General features: G+C 68.0%; 16 protein-coding genes and 1 tRNA gene. 9 read left to right on the forward strand and 8 right to left on the reverse strand.

Annotation, left to right across the window (positions count from 1 at the left end; translation table 11 throughout):
- Positions 1-6: 6 nt before the first annotated feature.
- Positions 7-879, forward strand: a complete 873-nt coding sequence (locus AMK58_RS11335; protein WP_051140107.1) for an ion transporter — start codon at positions 7-9, stop codon at positions 877-879.
- Between the two features lie 37 nt (positions 880-916).
- Here AMK58_RS11335 and pyrC read toward each other — a convergent pair whose 3' ends face one another.
- A complete protein-coding gene (pyrC, locus tag AMK58_RS11340; protein WP_035671702.1) occupies positions 917-1,975 on the reverse strand; it encodes a dihydroorotase in 1,059 nt (352 codons plus the stop codon).
- 155 nt (positions 1,976-2,130) lie between these two features.
- On the opposite strand from pyrC, the gene hisS reads away from it, so the two are divergent.
- The 3 genes from hisS to AMK58_RS11355 all read left to right on the forward strand — a co-directional run bounded on the left by hisS (position 2,131) and on the right by AMK58_RS11355 (position 8,857).
- The gene (gene hisS, locus AMK58_RS11345) at positions 2,131-3,480 is read left to right on the forward strand and encodes a histidine--tRNA ligase (protein WP_035671699.1); all 1,350 of its coding nucleotides are present in this window, start codon (positions 2,131-2,133) and stop codon (positions 3,478-3,480) included.
- A gap of 206 nt (positions 3,481-3,686) precedes the next feature.
- Positions 3,687-5,612 carry a tetratricopeptide repeat protein gene (locus tag AMK58_RS11350; protein WP_059398906.1) on the forward strand — a complete coding sequence of 642 codons (1,926 nt, stop codon included), beginning with the start codon at positions 3,687-3,689 and terminating at the stop codon, positions 5,610-5,612.
- A 218-nt stretch (positions 5,613-5,830) separates the two neighbouring features.
- Positions 5,831-8,857 (forward strand): transglycosylase domain-containing protein, encoded by a 3,027-nt coding sequence (locus AMK58_RS11355; RefSeq protein ID WP_035671641.1) that lies wholly within the window; start codon positions 5,831-5,833, stop codon positions 8,855-8,857.
- Between the two features lie 100 nt (positions 8,858-8,957).
- Here AMK58_RS11355 and AMK58_RS11360 read toward each other — a convergent pair whose 3' ends face one another.
- From AMK58_RS11360 to AMK58_RS11375, 4 genes are all read right to left on the reverse strand, one after another.
- On the reverse strand, positions 8,958-9,215 hold the full coding sequence (locus tag AMK58_RS11360; RefSeq protein ID WP_035671638.1) for a hypothetical protein: 258 nt from the start codon (positions 9,213-9,215) through the stop codon (positions 8,958-8,960).
- Positions 9,216-9,381: 166 nt separating this feature from the next.
- The gene (gene bfr, locus AMK58_RS11365; protein WP_035671636.1) at positions 9,382-9,858 is read right to left on the reverse strand and encodes a bacterioferritin; all 477 of its coding nucleotides are present in this window, start codon (positions 9,856-9,858) and stop codon (positions 9,382-9,384) included.
- 309 nt (positions 9,859-10,167) lie between these two features.
- Positions 10,168-10,749, reverse strand: coding sequence for a hypothetical protein (locus tag AMK58_RS11370; protein WP_143265675.1), 582 nt, complete (start codon positions 10,747-10,749; stop codon positions 10,168-10,170).
- Between the two features lie 218 nt (positions 10,750-10,967).
- Positions 10,968-11,051: transfer RNA gene (locus tag AMK58_RS11375), tRNA-Leu, on the reverse strand.
- Between the two features lie 187 nt (positions 11,052-11,238).
- Between AMK58_RS11375 and AMK58_RS30860 the strand changes: the two genes are divergently transcribed.
- Positions 11,239-11,406 (forward strand): hypothetical protein, encoded by a 168-nt coding sequence (locus AMK58_RS30860; protein WP_167555891.1) that lies wholly within the window; start codon positions 11,239-11,241, stop codon positions 11,404-11,406.
- Between the two features lie 34 nt (positions 11,407-11,440).
- Here the strand turns inward: AMK58_RS30860 and AMK58_RS11380 are convergent, their stop codons facing one another.
- Both AMK58_RS11380 and AMK58_RS11385 read right to left on the reverse strand, forming a co-directional pair.
- The gene (locus tag AMK58_RS11380; protein ID WP_236778207.1) at positions 11,441-11,701 is read right to left on the reverse strand and encodes a hypothetical protein; all 261 of its coding nucleotides are present in this window, start codon (positions 11,699-11,701) and stop codon (positions 11,441-11,443) included.
- 85 nt (positions 11,702-11,786) lie between these two features.
- Entirely contained in the window at positions 11,787-12,563 is a 777-nt protein-coding gene (locus AMK58_RS11385; protein WP_035671629.1) for a competence/damage-inducible protein A, read from the reverse strand.
- Between the two features lie 91 nt (positions 12,564-12,654).
- On the opposite strand from AMK58_RS11385, the gene sfsA reads away from it, so the two are divergent.
- The 4 genes from sfsA to AMK58_RS11405 all read left to right on the forward strand — a co-directional run bounded on the left by sfsA (position 12,655) and on the right by AMK58_RS11405 (position 15,674).
- The gene (sfsA, locus tag AMK58_RS11390; RefSeq protein WP_035671626.1) at positions 12,655-13,383 is read left to right on the forward strand and encodes a DNA/RNA nuclease SfsA; all 729 of its coding nucleotides are present in this window, start codon (positions 12,655-12,657) and stop codon (positions 13,381-13,383) included.
- Positions 13,384-13,517: 134 nt separating this feature from the next.
- Positions 13,518-14,288: a type I methionyl aminopeptidase gene (map, locus tag AMK58_RS11395; RefSeq protein WP_372441643.1), complete on the forward strand. Its 771-nt coding sequence runs from the start codon at positions 13,518-13,520 to the stop codon at positions 14,286-14,288.
- Between the two features lie 72 nt (positions 14,289-14,360).
- The gene (gene radC / locus AMK58_RS11400) at positions 14,361-15,164 is read left to right on the forward strand and encodes a RadC family protein (protein ID WP_035671618.1); all 804 of its coding nucleotides are present in this window, start codon (positions 14,361-14,363) and stop codon (positions 15,162-15,164) included.
- An 84-nt stretch (positions 15,165-15,248) separates the two neighbouring features.
- Positions 15,249-15,674, forward strand: a complete 426-nt coding sequence (locus AMK58_RS11405; RefSeq protein ID WP_035671615.1) for a tellurite resistance TerB family protein — start codon at positions 15,249-15,251, stop codon at positions 15,672-15,674.
- Positions 15,675-15,699: 25 nt separating this feature from the next.
- Here AMK58_RS11405 and AMK58_RS11410 read toward each other — a convergent pair whose 3' ends face one another.
- On the reverse strand, positions 15,700-18,942 hold the full coding sequence (locus tag AMK58_RS11410) for a bifunctional diguanylate cyclase/phosphodiesterase (RefSeq protein ID WP_051140104.1): 3,243 nt from the start codon (positions 18,940-18,942) through the stop codon (positions 15,700-15,702).
- Positions 18,943-19,256 lie beyond the last annotated feature (314 nt).

Consider the following 19,256-nt stretch of genomic DNA (forward strand, 5'->3'; position numbering starts at 1 on the left):
AGGGACATGGAGCAGCGCGCCGCCTCGACCGGCCCGTTGGCGCGGGCCGGAGCCTGGATCGACAGCGAGCGGGGACAGAGGACCGTCTTCGGGCTGATCCTGCTGAACGCGATCGTGCTGGGGCTGGACACGTCATCCACCGTGTCGGACGCCATCGGGCCGTTGCTCAGTGCGCTCGACAGCGTGATCCTGATCGCCTTCACGGTGGAACTGGCCCTGCGCATCGGCCACCAGGGGCGCGCCTTCTTCCGGGACGGCTGGAACCTGTTCGACTTCGTGGTGGTCGCGATCACGCTGGCCCCGGTCGGCCCGGAAATCATGGTCCTGCGCACCCTGCGCGTGCTGCGCGTCTTCCGCCTCGTCACCGTCATGCCGCGGCTGCGGATGATCGTCCACGCCCTGGTGTCCTCGCTGCCCGGGCTGGCGATGATCGTCCTGCTGCAGTGCCTGCTGTTCTACGTGGCCGGGGTGATGGCGACCAAGCTGTTCGGCGCGGACTTCCCGGACTGGTTCGGCACGCTGGGCGCGTCACTCTATTCGCTGTTCCAGATCATGACGCTGGAAAGCTGGTCGATGGGCATCGTGCGCCCGGTGATGGAGGTCTATCCCTACGCCTGGGCCTTCTTCCTGCCCTTCATCCTGGCCGCCACCTTCACGATGCTGAACCTGTTCGTCGCGGTGATCGTGAACGCGCTGCAATCCCTTCAGGATCAGGACAGCAAGGAGGTCGGCGACGCCATCCTCGACGAATCCCACCATGTGGTGGAGGAGTTGCGGAGCCTGCGCGCGGAGGTCGCCGCGCTGCGCCTGGCGCTGGACGACCAGCGCCAGGCTGCGGGCCGGATTCCGCTCCCGGCCCTGTCCGACGCCGGCGACTGATCGTCGGAGTCGGCGGGGTCGGCCTCGGAAGCCAACCTCAGGCGGCGGCCCCGGCGAAGGTCCAGCGGGTCGTCTCGCCGCTGCGGAAGGGCAGCACGGCCTCCCCGTCGGCGGTCAGCACGATGTCCGGCGTCGTGGACGGCGTGCGCTCCAGCACCACCTTGTCCTCGTTGGCCGGCAGCCCGTAGAAGCGCGGGCCGTTCAGGCTGGCGAAGGCCTCCAGCTTGTCCAGGGCGCCCGCCTCCTCGAAGGCTTCGGCGTAGAGCTCCATGGCGTTGGCGGCGGTGAAGCAGCCGGCGCAGCCGCAGGCGCTCTCCTTCGCGGTCACCGTGTGCGGGGCGGTGTCGGTGCCCAGGAAGAACGGCCCCTCGCCCGAGGTCGCCGCCTCGACCAGAGCCACGCGGTGCGTCTCGCGCTTGGCGATGGGCAGGCAGTAGAGGTGCGGGCGGATGCCGCCGGCGAACAGGTGGCTGCGGTTGATCAGCAGGTGATGCGCCGTGATGGTCGCCCCGACCCGGCCCGAGGCGGCGTGTTCGCGCACGAAGGCCACGGCCTCCGCGGTGGTCGCGTGCTCCAGCACCACGCGCAGCGCCGCGTAGCGCTCCAGCAGCGGGCCGAGGGTGCGCTCCAGGAACACCGCCTCGCGGTCGAAGATGTCGACATGGGCGTCGGTCACCTCGCCATGGATCAGCAGCGGCATGCCGATCTCCGCCATGCGCTCCAGCACCGGGGCGATCTTGCCGAGGTCGGTCACGCCATGGGCGCTGTTGGTGGTGGCGTTGGCCGGGTAGAGCTTGGCGGCGGCGAACACGCCGTCCTCGAAGCCCTGGGCCAGATCGTCGGCGTCGGTGCCGTCGGTCAGATAGGCGGTCATCAGCGGCGTGAAGGCGTGGCCCTCCGGCAGGGCGGCCAGGATGCGCTCCCGGTAGGCCACGGCGTCGGCCGTGCGGGTCACCGGCGGCTTCAGGTTCGGCATGATGATGGCGCGGCCGAACTGGTGGGCGGTGAAGGGCAGCACCGCCTTCAGCATGGCGCCGTCGCGCAGGTGCACATGCCAGTCGTCGGGACGGCGGAGGACGAGACGGTCGGTGGGCATGGCGGCTCCGGGCGCGGAAGGAAGTTTGCCGGAGTTCTAGCCCCTTACGGCCCCCCACTCAACGGTATCCGGCCACTGCAATGGTGACGGGACCGGCGAAAGCCGCTAGAACCCTAGCCGAATCCCTAGGGACATTCGAAGCCGGACCCGCGCCGATGAGCCTCATTACCCCCCGCACCCCGCCCGGAACGATGGAGCTGCTGCCGCGCCAGCAGGTGGCCTTCCAGCGTCTGCTCGACACCATCCGCCGCGGCTACGAGCGGTTCGGCTTCGTGCCGGTGGAAACCCCGGTGTTCGAGACGGTGGACACCCTGCTGACCAAGTCCGGCGGCGAGACCGAGAAGCAGGTCTATTTCGTGCAGTCCACCGGCGCCCTCCAGCAGGGGAACAAGCCGGACATCGCGCTGCGCTTCGACCTGACCGTGCCGCTCGCCCGCTACGTGGCGGAGCATGAGCGCGACCTCGCATTCCCCTTCCGCCGCTACCAGATCCAGCGCGTCTACCGCGGCGAGCGGGCGCAGCGCGGGCGCTTCCGCGAATTCTACCAGTGCGACATCGACGTGATCGGCAAGGACAGCCTGTCCGCCCATTACGACGCGGAGATTCCGGCGGTCATCTACCACGTCTTCAAGGAGCTGGACTTCGGCGGCTTCACCATCAACGTGAACAACCGCAAGGTCCTGCTCGGCTTGCTCGACGGGCTGGGCGTGGACGACGCGGAGAAGCGCGTCCTGGTCCTGCGCGAGATCGACAAGCTGGACAAGATCGGCCGCGACAAGGTGCAGGCCAGCCTGACCGGCCTCGGCATGACCGACGCCGCCGCGGAAAAGATCCTGTCCCTGATCGACGCCAAGGGCACGAACGAGGAGACGCTCGCCGCGCTGGGCGCGCTGGGCATCGAGAACGAGACCTTCCGCCAGGGCGTCGCGGAGCTGACCACGGTCATCGAGGGGCTGAAGGCCCTCCAGGTGCCGGACGGCGTGGTGCGCATCAACCTCGCCATCGCGCGCGGCCTCGACTACTACACCGGCACGGTCTACGAGACCTTCCTGAACGACCATCCGGGCATCGGCAGCGTGTGCTCCGGCGGGCGCTACGACAACCTCGCCAGCCACTACACCAAGTCGAAGCTGCCGGGTGTGGGCATCTCCATCGGCGCGACGCGGCTGTTCTACCAGCTCATGGAAGCCGGCATCATCAAGGGCGGCGGCGCCACCGCCCAGGTCCTGGTGACGCAGATGGACCCGGCCCTGTCCGCCGACTATTACGGTCTGGCGACGGCGCTGCGGGCGGCGGGCATCAACACGGAGATCCAGCTCGACGGCGGCAAGCTCGCCAAGCAGATGAAATACGCCGACAAGGCGGGCATTCCGCTGGTCGTCCTGATGGGCTCCGACGAGAAGGCCCGCGGCACGGCGACGCTGAAGCATCTGGTGAAGGGCGAGCAGGTCGAAGTCCCGCTGGCCGACCTCGCCGCCAAGGCGAAGGAACTGCTGGGGGCTTGATCCACCTCCTCCCCTCGCCTCTGGCGAGGTCATTGCATTTCGAGGTCATTGCATTTGAAGTCCCCTCTCCCCTCTGGGGAGAGGGTCAGGGTGAGGGGGTTGCGCTTGTGCCGGACGCAGCGCCATGCGCAACCCCCTCACCCGGCCCTCCGGGCCACCCTCTCCCCGGAGGGGAGAGGGATCGTCCACCGCAGTGAGCCCCGCCCATGGCCACCGTCGCCGAAGCCCTGAACCTCGCGCTCGACCATCATCTGTCCGGGCGGCTGGAGGAGGCGCGGCAGCTCTACGGCCGCATCCTGGCGGTGGACCCGGACAACCCCCACGCCCTGCATTTCGCCGGGCTGCTGGCGGCCCAGACCGGCGCGCTGGCGGACGGGGTGACGATGATCGGCAAGGCGGCGGCCCTCCTGCCGCTCGCCGCCGACATCCACGGCAATCTCGGCAAGGCGCTGATGGCGCTGGGCACGCCGGACGGGGCGGCGCGGGCCGCCGCCGCCTTCCGCCGCGTCCTTGCCCTGCAACCCGACGGCGCCGGCGACTGGTTCGCCCTGGGCGGCGCCCTGATCGAGGCCGGCGACGGCGCCGCCGCCCACCGCGCCCTGACCGGCGCCTTGGCGGCCAGCGCCGCCACCGGCAGCGAGCCGCTGGCCGAGGCGTACGAGCGGGCCGGCCTGCTGCTCTACGCCGCCGGCGACTGGGCAGGCGCCACCGACGCCTTCCGCAAGGCGCGCAGCCTCGCCCCGCAGCGCGCCGGGGCGCACCGCATGCTCGGCGCCGCGCTGGCCCAGACGGGCGACCCGGAGGGCGCCGTGGCGGCGCTGGACGAGGCGCTGCGGCTCGACCCCACGCTGGCCGACGCGCAGACCAACCTTCTCCATCTCCTGGTCACGCTGGGCCGTTTCGACGAGGCGGAACGGGCCGGGCGGCGGGCCATGGTCCTGGACCCCGGCAACGCCGACGCCTACGGCAACATGGTCCCGCTGCTGGAGCAGACCGTCCGCGTCGCGGAGGCGCTGCGCCAGTGCGGGCGCGCGGCGCGCATCGCCCCGGACCGCGCCGCGTTCCACCGCAACCGCCTGTCCCTTCTGCTGCACGAGGGTCGCCGCGACGAGGCCGTCACCGCCGGGCGGGAGGCCATCCGCCTCGCCCCCACCGACGCGGAGGCCCATCTGGCGCTCGCCGTCGCCCTGCTCGCCTCCGGACAGCTCCGCGAGGGGTGGGAGGAGTTCGAATGGCGCTGGGAGACCCGGCAGCTCGACCCCGTGCACCGGAGCTTCCCCCAGCCGCAATGGACCGGGGCGGAGGATGTGGCGGGCCGGACCATCCTGCTCTACGCCGAACAGGGACTCGGCGACACCTTGCAATTCGTTCGCTACGCGCCGCTGCTGGCCGGGCGGGGGGCACGGGTGATCGTCGGCTGCTCCCCCGCCCTGGTGCGGCTGATGGCACGAGTGGACGGCGTGACCGCCGCCATCGCCTGGGGTGACGAGCTTCCGGCCTTCGACCTCCACATCCCGATGATGAGCCTGCCCCGCGCCTTCGGGACGGATTTGCACAGCATCCCGGCCACGGTGCCCTATCTGCGCGCCGATCCCGCCGACGTCGCGGCGTGGCGCGAGCGCCTGCCAATGGACGGGCGGCCGCGGGTCGGGCTGGTCTGGGCGGGGTCGCCGCGCACGGTGCGCGGGATGGCGAGCCCGATCGACCGGCGGCGCAGCCTGCCGCTGGCCGCGCTGGCCCCGCTGGCCGATGTGGCGGGGGTGCGCTTCGTCAGCCTCCAGATGGGGCCGGGCGCGGCGCAGCTCGCCGAGGCCCCGGCGGGGATGGACATCGAGGACCCCATGGGCGGCGTCCGCGACTTCGCCGACACGGCGGCGCTGGCCGAGACGCTGGACCTCGTCATCACGGTGGACACCTCCGTCTGCCACCTCGCGGGCGGGCTGGGGCGGCCGACCTGGACGCTGTCGCGCGCCGATGCCTGCTGGCGCTGGCTGGGCAACCGGGAGACGAATCCCTGGTATCCGACCATGCGCGTGTTCGGCCAGGACCGCTCCGGCGATTGGTCCGGCGTCGTCGTCCGCCTGCGCGCAGCGTTAACGGATTTCGTGGAAGCGCGCGGTCACGTTTCTTAACCCCACAACCGATGGGCGCATTCGTGGCGCCGCCGCAACGGTCCGCTACGAATTTGAGTTACACCGATTTCGGGGCGGACTCGCACACCCGAAGGGCAAGGGATTACACCGGTTGTTAACCAAGGCGCCTCTACATTTCGGTCCTATCGCTCGGCCATTTTACCGAGCATTTTAACCAATTCGCGGGTCTTGCCCCGCGGTCATGGCTGGAGCCGGACATGACACGGTTGTGGGTGCGACGCGCGATCTGGGGTGTGACGCTGGCGGCGACGCTGGGCGGCGGCGCCCTCCTGGCGCAGGAGGAGATGCGCACGTCTCGGTTGCAGGCCCGCCTGCTCGCCGGCTACGCCAAGGACATGACCTACACGCTGGGCGAGGGGCCGAACCCCGCCGCGCGTCACCCCACCCAAGGCCCCTACAACGAGCGGATGGGCTATGTCGGGCTGCCCGGCTATCTGCGCTCGCTGACCTCGGACATGTACGCGGTGGAGATGCAGGCGCATCTGTCGCCGACGCTCGACCAGTTCATGGCCGCCGGCGGCTTCCCGATCTACCATGAGAAGACGCGCGCCGGCCTGACCCTGCTCGACCGCAACGGCACCGCGCTGTTCTCCGCCCGCTACCCGGAGCGGGTCTTCGCCAAGTTTGAGGACGTGCCGCCGCTGGTCGCCGCCACGCTGCTGTTCATCGAGAACCGCGAGCTGCTGAACACCGACGAGCCGCGCCGCAACCCCGCCGTCGAGTGGGACCGCTTCGCCGGCGCCGTGGCGATGCTGCCGGTGCAGTGGGTCAAGCCCGGCCAGCGTTCCCCCGGCGGCTCGACCCTGGCGACGCAGATCGAAAAGTACCGCCACTCCCCCGACGGCCAGACCAGCGGCGCCACGGAGAAGCTGCGCCAGATGATCTCGGCCAGCACCCGCGCCTATCTGGATGGCGAGGACACCGGCGCCCACCGCCGCCGCATCCTGATCGACTATCTGAACTCGACCCCGTTGACCGGGCGCCCCGGCTTCGGCGAGGTGAACGGGCTGGGAGACGGGCTGTGGGCCTGGTTCGGCACCGACCTCGCCATGGCCGAGAAGGTGCTGTCGGAGGAGCCCGCCGACGCCCGCGCGCTTCAGTTGAAGGCGCTGGCCTACAAGCAGGTGCTGAGCCTTCTGCTCGCCCAGCGCCGCCCCTCCTATTACCTGATCCAGGACCGGCAAGCGCTGGAGCGGCTGGCCGACAGCCATCTGCGCGTGCTGCACGGCGCGGGCGTGATCGACACCGCGCTGCGCGACGCGGCGCTGGGCCTGACGCTGAAGTTCCGCGAGGACCCGCCGCAGGCCCAGACCGCCAATTTCGTGGAGCAGAAGGCCCCCAACGCCATCCGCGCCCGGCTGCTCTCCATGCTCGGCGTGTCCAGCCTCTACCAGCTCGACCGCATCGACCTGACCGCCGAATCGACGCTCGACGCCCCCGCTCAGCAGCGGGTGGTGGAGGTGCTGGCGAAGCTGGGCGACCCGGCCTTCGCCGCGCAGATGGGGCTGACCGGCGAACGTCTGCTCGACACCAAGGGCAGCGACCTGTCCAAGATCATCTACTCGGTCACGCTCTACGAGCGCGGGCCGGACGCCAACTACCTGCGCGTCCAGGCCGACAACCTCGACCAGCCGCTGGACATCAACGAGGGCGCCAAGCTCGACCTCGGCTCCACGGCGAAGCTGCGCACGCTGGCGACCTATCTGGAGATCGTGGCGGAGCTGCACACCCGCTACGCCCACCTGCCCAAGGATTTCCTTGCCGACGTGGAGGAGGAGGCGTCCGACAACCTGACGCGCTGGGCCGCCAACTGGCTGGCGACCTCTTCCAACCGCGGGCTGGGCGCCATGCTCGACGCCGCCATGGAGCGCCGCTATTCGGCGAACCCCGGCGAGGCCTTCTTCACCGGCGGCGGGCTGCACAGCTTCGTGAACTTCAACCCACGCGACAACGGCAGCATCCTGACCGTGACCGAGTCGCTGCGCAATTCGGTCAACCTGCCCTTCATCCGCATGATGCGCGACGTCGTGCAGTTCTATCTGTCCGAAGGCGGCGACGACAGCACCGACATCCTGCACAACCCCGACCACCCCGCCCGTCAGGCCTATCTCGCCCGCTTCGCCGACAAGGAAGGCAGCGACTTCCTGAACCGCTTCTACAACAGCTACCGGAAGCACACGCCGGACGCGATGCTGAACATGCTGGCCGCCCGGTCGCGGCCGATGCCGCACCGCCTGTCGGTGATCTTCCGCACCGTGCGCCCGCAGGCCGGGGTGAAGGAGTTCGGCGCCTTCCTGCGCGCCCGCCTGCCGGACGCCAAGCTGGACGACGGCGACATCGCCTCGCTCTACGGCAAGTACGGGCCGGGCAAGTTCCCGCTGAACGACCTCGGCTATCTGGCGCGGGTCCATCCGCTGGAGCTGTGGCTGGTCTCCTATCTGCAGAAGCGCCCCGACGCCAAGCGGCAGGAGGTGCTGGAGGCCAGCGTGCAGGAGCGCCAGGAAAGCTACCGCTGGCTGTTCAAGAAGGGCCAGTCGGCCCAGAACACCCGCATCCGCATCGGGCTGGAGGAGGAAGCCTTCCAGCGCATCACCGAGCAGTGGCGCAAGCTGGGCTACCCCTTCGAAACGCTCGTGCCGTCCTTCGCCACCGCCATCGGCAGCTCGGCCGACCGCCCGGCGGCGCTGGCCGAGCTGGTCGGCATCATCCAGAACGACGGGGTGCGCCAGCCGACCGTGCGCGTGCGCAAGCTGCATTTCGCCGCCGGCACGCCCTATGAGGCCGTCGTCGGCCTGGGCGAGTTGCGCGGCCAGCGCGTGATGAAGGCGGAGGTCGCGGCCACCCTGCGCAAGGCGCTGATGGACGTGGCGCAGAACGGCACGGCCAAGCGCGTCTGGGGCTCCTTCAAGGACTCCTCGGGCGCGGTCATCCCGATCGGCGGCAAGACCGGCACGGGTGACCACCGGCTGGACCGCTACGGCCCCGGCGGGCACCTGATCGAATCGCGGGCGGTGAACCGGACGGCGACCTTCGCCTTCTACATCGGCGACCGCTTCTTCGGCACCATGACCGCCTTCGTCCATGGGCCGGAAGCCGACAACTACCGCTTCACCAGCGCCCTGCCCGCCCAGCTGCTGAAGAGCATTGCCCCGGCACTGCAGCCCCTCATCGATCCCGGCCTGACCAAGACGGCCGATACCGGCAAGCCGCAAACGGGGCTGTAACCGGTGGGCCTATGGCCCACACCCGAAACTGAAAAGGCCCGCCCCGGGAAACCGGAGCGGGCCTTTTTGATAAACCGGGGAGCAGACGGCCGGGCGCGTCTCACGCCAGGGCGGGCTCCTGCACGGTGGAAACGGCGGCCGGCAGGGAGGCCAGCAGCAATTCCAGCTCCGCCGCGGCGACGTTCAGCGGCAGGCCGGGACGGCAACCACGCAGCGTCTCCAGCGCCCGGTCGAAGGCGCTTTCATGATCGCCCTGATCCAGGTCGCTCTCATCCAGCGCCGCCAGATAGGCGTGCGCGACGACAGCGGTCTCCTCCGGTGTCAGATCGTCAACCTGCAAGGACGTGTTTGGGAGCATGATGGCGGTTCCCGTACAAACAGAAGCGGAAACCGGCAAGCTACGAGAGCATGGTTAACAAGGCGTTGCCGACCCCATCCCGCCACCCAACGCAAAAGGGGGAGGCGCCGGGAGGCGCAGCTTGCCGCTGCGCCCCTCCGATCGGCCCAGAACGGCTCCGAGCGGCTCAGCTCTCGCCGTAGATCTGCTCCTGCTGGTAGGCGACGATGCCCACGCGCTGGATCAGATCGAGCTGCGTCTCGATCCAGTCGATGTGCTCCTCGGTGTCGTCCAGCAATTCGGTGAGCTGCGCGCGCGTCTCGTAGTCGCGGACCTGCTCGCACAGGGTAATGGCATCGATCAGGTCGGTGCGGGCCTTGTGCTCCACCTTCAGATCGTTGCCGAGCATTTCCGGCACGTCCTCACCGATCATCAGCTTGCCCAGGTCCTGAAGGTTGGGAAGACCTTCCAGGAACAGGATGCGCTCGATCATCTTGTCGGCGTGCTTCATCTCGTCGATGGATTCTTCGTAGATCTTGTGCGCAATGCGCTTCAGGCCCCAGTTCTTCAACATGCGGGCATGCAGGAAGTACTGGTTGATCGCCGTCAGCTCGTTGGTCAGGATCTTGTTCAAATGGGTGATGACTTGCGGATCGCCCTTCACGTCCTGCCTCCATGCGGTTTGTTTGTCGAATCGCGACGTTTCTGGAATGACCATGCCCCATTTGTGGAGCCTTGGCAACCGATTGGAAAGCAACAGCTAGAACAATCACATCAGTTTTTCCCAAACCCTCCAATGACATTGAGAGTGAATCTCACATCGGATTGTCATTCATATGGTCATCATGCTTTCCGAGGAGGGTTCACACCGCCAATTCTTGGTGATTTTCTTTTTTTACCCAACCAGCGACACCGCACCCGCGAATCGTGGCCGTTTGTGAGCGGGCCACCGACCCGAGCGGGGAAAAAAGCGTCAGGTTCCTTTCTTCTTCTCCAATCGCATTGGCTTGACCGGCGCGTTCTCCGTACGGGAAACATCGTAGGTGAAAGACGTCAGCAGCCGCTCCACCAGTTCCCGATCCAACCGGTTGGCACAGGCGTATCCGAACGCTCTGCTCCGATGGCCGGCGAAATAAGCTGCCAAAGGGCCAGCCAACAGGAACGCCGTGCAGGACTTGCCACGCAAGGCAAAGTCCTGCATCTGATAGTCCTTCCCCGCGAAATTTTCGGTTCTCGGTTCTCCCCAACCCGAAGCGCCCTTGAACATCTCTCCATGCTGGCGGACAACATCCTGCACGCTCTGCTGGACGATGTACGTGTTGTGCCCCGTGTCCTGATAAAGGACGTTGGCATAGCCGCCTGGAATTTCGAAGGACCGGGCATGGACGACGCTGATGAGGTCTGCGCTTTCCGACGTGGCTCGAAAGCACTTTGTCCGGGTCGGCGTGTAGACGTTGCTCCAGCTGGACTGGATCGGCGAGCGCTCGCAATCGAGCTGTACCCGCTCCCCCGTGTTGTAACCCGTCGTCTGGCACGACGCCGCAAGCGTCGCCAAGCCGGACACCATCATGTTGCGAAGCAAGCCCCAACGCACTATTCCCCCCTTTCCACGAAGAGGCGCGCACGCATCGCCCCGACACCACCGATGCGAGTATAGGAACCGGAAGCGGCTGGGCGAGCGGGGAATTCGATCTGAGACGGTTTGCCTCACAGCTCTTGCATCGACGACGCCATCGGCACATGCGCCGATGGGGCGATCCATCACCGGGATTATGGTGCGGGCGGCGGGACTCGAACCCGCATGCCGTTGGCGAAGGATTTTAAGTCCTTTGCGTCTACCGATTCCGCCACGCCCGCGCACCGTCGCGGATCGGCTTGGAGAACGGGTTGCCCCCGCCCGCCGGAGTTGCATATCATTGTATGCAGCCCGCCGTTCCGCTGGATTGACTTAGACAATCTGCGGGCGTTTGGTCAAGGATTGAGCGCGTTTAAAGCGCCGGACACGCAAAAATCCCCGCAACCTTGGCGTTCAAGGGAGGTGAGTTTGGAATCGATCAACTGGCTGGGTGTCGTGAGCGTGCTGATGGTCGCCGTTCTGATCGTCCCGGCGGCTTTGCGGCGCAACCGCAACACTTGGCTGCCCTACGCGGCGGTCTGGATCGCCGCCATCCTGGCACTGGTCTGGGCGTACGACAGCTTCGGGCCGTTCTGAACGGCCCCGAATCCGGACCGCCGCCCGGCGCCGGTCAGGGCCGCGTGTCCTCGTTCAGGGTCATGATGCCGATGCCCATCGCCACGCTGCCGAAGGTGAGGATGAGGCTGGCATACAGCATGATCGCGGCAATAATGCCGTGCTCGCTGTTTCCCATCAGAGTCGCCAGATTGGCGACGTCAAGAACCAAAAGCCCCGTGGCTAGAACAACAGCCCCGGCCACGCCGGATGCCAGATGCTTTAGCAAGAACAGGATTGCCGCTTTTTCGAAGGGTTTCATGGCACGACTTTTCATGACCGTCACGTCCCAGTCCTCAACATAGAATTACCCATGGCGGCGACAATATGACCAAGGACGGCTTGGCGTCCTAGAGACGTGTCTAGCCTTTGGTCCCCACCGTGACGTTCGGCGTACCGCCCAAGCGCAGGACGAGGCCCGCCAGTTCCTCCGTCGCCGCCACCACGCGGGCCTCGTCGGTGCCGCGCAGCACGAGGCTGACGCCGAAGAAGCCGTTGCGGAAGTACGGGTAGCTGCCGATCTCCAGGTCGGCGTAGCGATCCTGCAGGGCGCCGAGGTCCGCGGCAATCTGGCCCTCGGCCAGTTCGCAGGCCACCGTGCGGGCGTGCAGGTCCGGCCCACCCTCCAGCTGCGGCAGGACGCCGTCGAGCATCGCCTGCATGATGTTGGGCACGCCGGCCATGACGAAGACGTTGCCGATGCGGAAGCCCGGCGCGGCGCTGATCGGGTTGTCGATCAGCGACGCCCCCGCCGGGATGTTGGCCATGCGCAGCCGCGCCTCGTTCAGCTTCGACGGGTCGCCGTAATGACGCTCCAGCCGGGCCACCGCCTCGGCGTTGCGCTCCAACGGCACGCCGAAGGCCTTGGCGACGCAGGCCGAGGTGATGTCGTCGTGGGTCGGCCCGATGCCGCCCGTGGTGAAGACGTAGCCGTAGCGGCCGCGCAGGGCGTCCAGCGCCGCGATGATCTCCTCCTCGATGTCCGGGACGACGCGGGCCTCGCGCAGGCGGACGCCGATGCCGGCCAGCTTCTCCGCGATGTGCGGCAGGTTGGCGTCCTTGGTGCGGCCCGACAGGATCTCGTTGCCAATGACGAGGACGGCGGCGGTCGGGTTGGGCGAAGCAGGGGATGTGGACATGCGGAGTCGGCTCCGTTCTCGATTGAGGCGGGGATGGCGGGACCGGCGGGCTTGCCGGACGGCGGGGGCGCGCTTTAACCTGGGGCCCAAGATGCGCTTCCCCACCCCCCTCCTGCAAGGCCGCCTCGTCCGCCGCTACAAGCGGTTCCTCGCCGACGTGGACCTCGACGGCGCCCTGATCACCGCCCATGTGCCGAATTCGGGCAGCATGATCGGGGTGGACACCCCCGGCTCCGCCGTCTGGCTGTCGCGGTCGGACAACCCCAAGCGCAAACTCGCCCACACGCTGGAGCTGGTCGAGGCGCTGGACGACCCGGAGGCGCCCTGCCTCGTCGGGGTCAACACGTCGCATCCCAACGGGCTGGTCGCCGCCGCCATCGCCGCCGGCACCATCCCGGAGCTGGCCGGCTACGCCCGGCTGCGCCGCGAGGTAAAGTACGGACGCAATTCCCGCATCGACATCCTGCTGGAGGACGAGGCCCGGCCGCCGGCCTATGTCGAGGTCAAGAACGTGCATCTGCGCCGTCCCGCGCAGGGCGACGGGCGGGCCGCGGAGTTCCCGGACTGCGTGACCGCCCGCGGCGCCAAGCATCTGGTGGAAATGGCCGAGATGGTCCGCCAGGGCGCACGGGCGGTGATGGTCTATCTTGTGCAGCGCGCCGACTGCGCCTACTTCCGAGTCGCCGCCGACATCGACCCCGCCTACGCCGCCGGATTGCGCCTCGCGCTCGAATCGGGGGTGGAAGCCGTGTGCTGGTCCTGTAGGATCACCCCGCAGGCGATCGAACTGGAACGGCCGCTGCCGATCCACATGGATTGACCGCGATACGTCTTCACCGCCGGGCCTGCCGGCGCGTTTTCCTGGGACCTGATCTGTAGGGGACGATTCTCTTGGACCACGACGACCTCGATTCCCATCGCATCCGGATTCATGGGCCGGAGGATTTCGAGGGCATGCGCAAGGCCGGACGGCTGGCCGCGGCCACGCTCGATTTCATCACGCCCTATGTCCAGCCGGGCGTCACCACCGGCGAGCTGGACCGGCTGCTGGAGCAATACATCCGCGACCATGGCGGCGTCCCGGCGCCGCTCGGCTACCGCGGCTTCCCGAAGGCCAACTGCATCTCCGTCAACCATGTGGTCTGTCACGGCATCCCCGGCGACAAGCGGCTGCAGAACGGCGACATCCTGAACATCGACGTCACCCCCATCCTCGACGGCTGGTACGGCGACAGCAGCCGCATGTATCTGTGCGGCGACGTCGGCGTGAAGGCGAAGAAGCTGGTGGACGTCACCTACGACGCGCTGATGATCGGCATTGCCCAGGTGAAGCCGGGCGCCACGCTGGGCGACGTCGGCCACGCCATCCAGACCTTCGCGGAAGGCCATCGATATTCGGTCGTCCGCGACTTCTGCGGCCACGGGCTGGGCCGCGTCTTCCACGAGCCGCCGTCGGTCCTGCATTTCGGCAACCCCGGCACCGGCGCCGTCCTGCGCGAGGGCATGATCTTCACCATCGAACCGATGATCAACGCCGGGCGCTACGACGTGAAGATCCTCGGCGATGGCTGGACCGCGGTGACCAAGGACAAGTCGCTGTCCGCCCAGTTCGAGCATTCCATCGGCGTGACCAAGGACGGCTGCGAGATCTTCACCCTGTCCCCTGCCGGCTTCCACAAGCCCCCCTACGCCGTCCCGGCCGAGGAAGCGACCGCCGCCGTATGATATTCCTGCGGCTGTGATTTTCGCGCGGAAGAGGTATAGTCCCAACGCACACAGCCGTATGGTGGCGTCGGGATGGCGGGACGGAAGAGCACGAAGCGGTCGGGGGAAGCGGCGGAGGCTCAAGGGCTTCCCGGGCTGGAACCGCCCCCCGACGTCTCCGTGGAGGAGGCCCATCAAGAGGCTCATCAAGAGGCTCATCACAAGGGCCACCGCCAGCGTCTCTACACCCGATTCCTCGACGGCGGGCCGGATGCTCTGCAGGATTACGAGCTGCTGGAGATGATCCTGTTCGCGGTCAACCCGCGCCGCGACGTGAAACCGCTGGCCAAGGCGCTGATCCGCGATTTCGGCGACATCTGGAGCGTCGTCAACGCCCCGCCGCCCCGCCTGCGCGGCTATTGCGTGGGGGAGGTCTCGCTGGCCTCCGACAAGGCCGTCGCAATGCTGCGGGCGGTCGGGGCGGCGGCGCTGCGCGGGATGCGGCAGCGGGTGATGGACCGGCCGGTGCTGGCGAACTGGCAGTCGCTGCTGGATTACTGCACCGCCGCCATGGCCCACCAGCCGATGGAGCAGTTCCGCCTGCTCTTCCTCGACCGCAAGAACAAGCTGATCGCCGACGAGGTGCAGCAGACCGGCACGGTCGACCATACTCCGGTCTACCCGCGCGAGGTGGTGCGGCGGGCGCTGGAGCTGTCGGCCAGCGCCATCATCCTGGTGCACAACCACCCCTCCGGCGATCCCACCCCCAGCCGCGCCGACGTGGAGATGACCAAGGAGATCCTGCGCGCCGCCCACAGCCTGGGCATCGCCGTCCATGACCATGTCATCGTCGGCAAGGGCAAGCACGTCAGCTTCAAAGCCCAAGGCTTGCTGTAGCCGCAACCCTGTTCTGCAGTCCCATCTTGTTGGCCGGACCGGCGCCCCCATATGTGCGGCGTTCGTCACCACAGAGGTAGCACCATGGGCCTTTTCGACATGTTCAAGGGATCGGCGCCGCTGGATCTCACCCCCCGCCGCACGCTGGTCGTCTCGCTGATCTACTGCATGGGCGCGGACGGGGAGCTGGACCCGGAGGAGGTCGGCCATCTGCTGTCGGTGATGGGCCGCAGCGCCACGCGGGAGGAGCTGGACCGCTGCTTCAAATACGCGCGCAGCACCCCGCCCGACGCCTTCCTGGCCGCCGCCACGCCAAACCTGAGCGAGCAGCAGCGGCTGTGCATCCTGCTGAACATGATCGACAGCGCGATGGCCGACGGCCAGGCCGAACAGGGCGAGCGTGACCTGATCGCGCGCTTCCAGCAGGCCTTCGGCCTCGACGATGCCAAGCTAGGTCCCTACTTCCAGGCGCTGGTCGCCAAGAACGACCGCAGCGTCCTCGGGACGTAAGGCCACTCTCGCGGCGCATCGCCCGTCAGCCGACCGCCTCAGAGGCGGCGGCGTGACGGGCGATGAAGGCCACGAAATCGTCGTAGGGCATGGGGCGGCCCAGCAGATAGCCCTGGATCTGGTCGCAGCCCAGCCGGGCCAGCCCGCCGAACTGCTCCTCCGTCTCCACCCCCTCGGCCAGGGTCTGCATGCGCAGCGAGCGCGCCATGCCGATGATCGCCTCGGCGATGGCCCCGCCGTCGGACCCGTCGGTCAGGCTGGTCACGAAGGAGCGGTCGATCTTCAGCTTGTCGACGCGGAAGCGCTTCAGGTAGCTGAGGCTGGAATAGCCGGTGCCGAAATCGTCGATGGCCAGCGCCACCCCCATCTCGCGCAGCCGGGCGAAGGTGTTGGTCACCATGTCGGACTCGTCCATCAGCACGCTTTCCGTCACCTCCAGCTCCAGGCAGCGGGCCGGCACCTTGTAGGCGTCCAGCCAGAAGGCCACGCGGTCGGCCAGACCGGGGCGGCGCAGTTGCACCGCCGACAGGTTGATGGCGACGAGAAGCGGATGGCCGCGGGCGAGCAGGTCGGCGGCGCGGCGGCAGGCCTCGCCCAGCACCCAGTCGCCGATCGGCTGGATGAGGCCGGTGTCCTCGGCCACCGGGATGAACTGGCCGGGCGGGATCATCGTGCCATCGCGGCGGCGCCAGCGCAGCAGCCCCTCCGCCCCCACCAGACGGCGGCCGTCCACCGCGAACTGCGGCTGGAAATGCAGCTCCAGCTCGTTGTCGGCCAGGGCGTGGCGCAGGTTGCTCTCCAGCCACATCCGCTCCGACGCCCGCTTGTTCAGCTCCGGCGTGAAGAACTGGTGGTTGGCGCGCCCCGCCTCCTTGGCGGCGTACATCGCCATGTCCGCGCATTTCAGAAGCGTGTCGATGGTCGTCGCGTCGTCGGGATAGAGCGCGATGCCGATGGACGGGGAGATCTGCAGCTCGTGCCCGTCCACCGGGAAGGATTCCGTCATCGCCCGCAACACCTTGCGGGCCACCGAACAGGCCGCGTCGGGGCCGTCCAGGTCGTTGACGAGGATGACGAACTCGTCGCCGCCCTGGCGGCTGACGGTATCGCTGGCCCGCACCGTCCCCAGCAGCCGCGCCCCCACCGCGCGCAGCAGCCGGTCGCCGACGCCGTGCCCCAGGCTGTCGTTGATGGTTTTGAAGCGGTCGAGATCGACGAACAGCAGCCCCACCTTCGTGCCGTGCCGGTCGGCAGCGAGCATCGCGCGCTCCAGCCGGTCGCGCAGCAGGAAGCGGTTGGGCAGGTCGGTCAGGAAATCATACTGGGCCAGATGCCGGATGCGCTCCTCCTGGGCGCGCTTCTCGGTGATGTCGGAGAAGGCGGCGATGTAGTTGACGGCCTCCCCCGCCTCGTTGCGCACCATCTGGATGCTGAGCCACTCCGGATAGACCTCGCCGGACTTGCGCTTGTTCCAGATCTCGCCGGACCAGTGGCCCTCCTCCTTCAGCTTCACCCACATCGCGGCGTAGAAGGCGCCGTCCTGCCGGCCCGAGGCGAGCATGGCCGGATCGCCACCGATCACCTCCTCGCGGCTGTAGCCGGTGATGCGGCAGAAGGCGTCGTTGACCGCGACGATGCGGTTCTTCTCGTTGGTGACGACCATGCCTTCGGCGGCGTTGTCGAACACCTTGGCGGACAGCCGCAGCTCCCACTCCGCGCGCTTGCGCTCTGAGATGTCGCGGGCGATGGCGCAGTAGTAGGCGTCGCCGTCGTAGGTGACGCGGCTGGCCGTCACCTCCAGCTCCAGCGCGCGCCCGTCGCGGGTGCGGTAGAGCGTCTCGTAATGGGCCGACGCCTCCGTCGCCTCGTCGCGGAAACGCTCCAGCAGGTCGGCGTGGCTACCGACCAGCCCGGCCAGCGGCGCGCCCAGCGCGTCGCAGCCGAAGGGGTTGACGTAGGCGATGCGCAGCTCCGCATCCGCCAGCACGACGATCTCGGACACATGGTCCACGAAAAAGTTGGCGAGGTAGAGCTGCCGCGCCCGCTCGCGCAGCATGCTGTCGCTCTCCCGCATGTTGGACTGGTAGCCGCGGACGATGCGGCGGACCCAGCCGGTGACCAGCCAGGACACCCAGGCCGAGGCGCCCAGCGCCAGCGCCAGCACCGCCAGCGTGGTGAGGATGCGCTTCTTCATGCCAGCGCTGATCTCGGCCCGCCGCTGCGCCAGCACGGAATCGATGTCGTCGCTGTAGAAGCCGGCGACCAGCACCCACCCCCAGACGTCCGGCGCCGTAGCGTAGGACAGTTTTGGCGCCGGGCGGCCGGTGACCGGATGCACCCAGTCGAAGCGCAGTTCCCCCCCGCCCGTAAGCCCGGCCTCCAGCAGGCGGCTGACCAGATCCCGCTCCGTCTCCCAGGGCAGGTCGCGGGCGTTCTTGCCCTCCGCCGCCGGGGAGGTCGGGGATAGCAGCACCTCGCCATCCTCCCGCATCACGGCGATGAAACCCGAATCCCCGAAACGCCGGGCGCGCAGTCGCTCCAACGTCTCGCGCTGAAGCTTCTCTTCCACCGCCCCGACATAGTCGCCGGTGCCGATCAACCAGTTGAACGGCTCGAACCGGCGGACATAGGCGAACTTGTCGGACATGCTGTGCGGGTTGCTTGGCGCGTACCAGCGGTAGCGGGTGAAGCCCTGCATCTCCGGATCGTCCACGGCGCGGATCAGGTTGCGCATGATCGGGCGCCCCTGGTCGTCGCGGTTGTCGAGCAGCGAGCTGCCCTCCCGCTGCGGGTCGGTGGGCAGCAGCACGCAGGTGCCCTGCATATCGTCGATGAAGTAGTAGCCGCGCCCGCCGAAGAAGCGCAGGGGCCGCAGGGTTTCCTTGATCGACTGCCGGATCGACTCCTCCGGCAGATACTCCTTCTCGCGCTCGTAGATGGTCCAGGCGATGCCGTAGGCCTCATCCACCTTGGCGCGCAGCTCAGCGCGCAGCAGCGGTTCGGTGCGCGACCGCATGTAGGCGAGGTAGGAGCGTGCGTTCTCCAGCTCCTCCTGCAGGGTCTGGCGCTGCACTTCCAGGTAGCGGGCTTCGGTCTGCTTCAGGTCGGCTTCGAAATCCAGCCGATGCTGCCAGATGAAGTAGGCGCCCAAGCCTCCCACCACCGCCGCAATCAGAAACAGGGACGCCAGGAACTGGAGACGGTAAAGGCGCCTTTCGTCCGAAGTCCGGGACGGCTCGCGCATCAACTCGGCGATCGGATCGGACAAGGAAAGCCCTCCTGGAACCACGCCCGGCTTAGCCCGTCCGCGGCGAACAGAGTAGATCATTAGTGCGCGTGGCGGGGACTCGGCAAGTTCAAGGTGAGGAAGCCGGCGCGACGAATCGCCAGTCTTTGCGATTTTTCCGGGAAGACAAGCCTGCCCTCGAAAACCTTATGACGCGCATCCCGTGTTCACCGGGGCTGTGAAGGGGCTTTGCAGCGCCGCCCGGCACGGTTATGGTCCCGCGCGCGGGCAACAGGGGGCGGTTTCCGCCATGGCAATGGCCCAATGCATCCCCCGCCCGCCGCCGAAGCGTTCAG

It is taken from the genome of Azospirillum brasilense (assembly GCF_001315015.1).
GTDB lineage: Bacteria > Pseudomonadota > Alphaproteobacteria > Azospirillales > Azospirillaceae > Azospirillum > Azospirillum brasilense.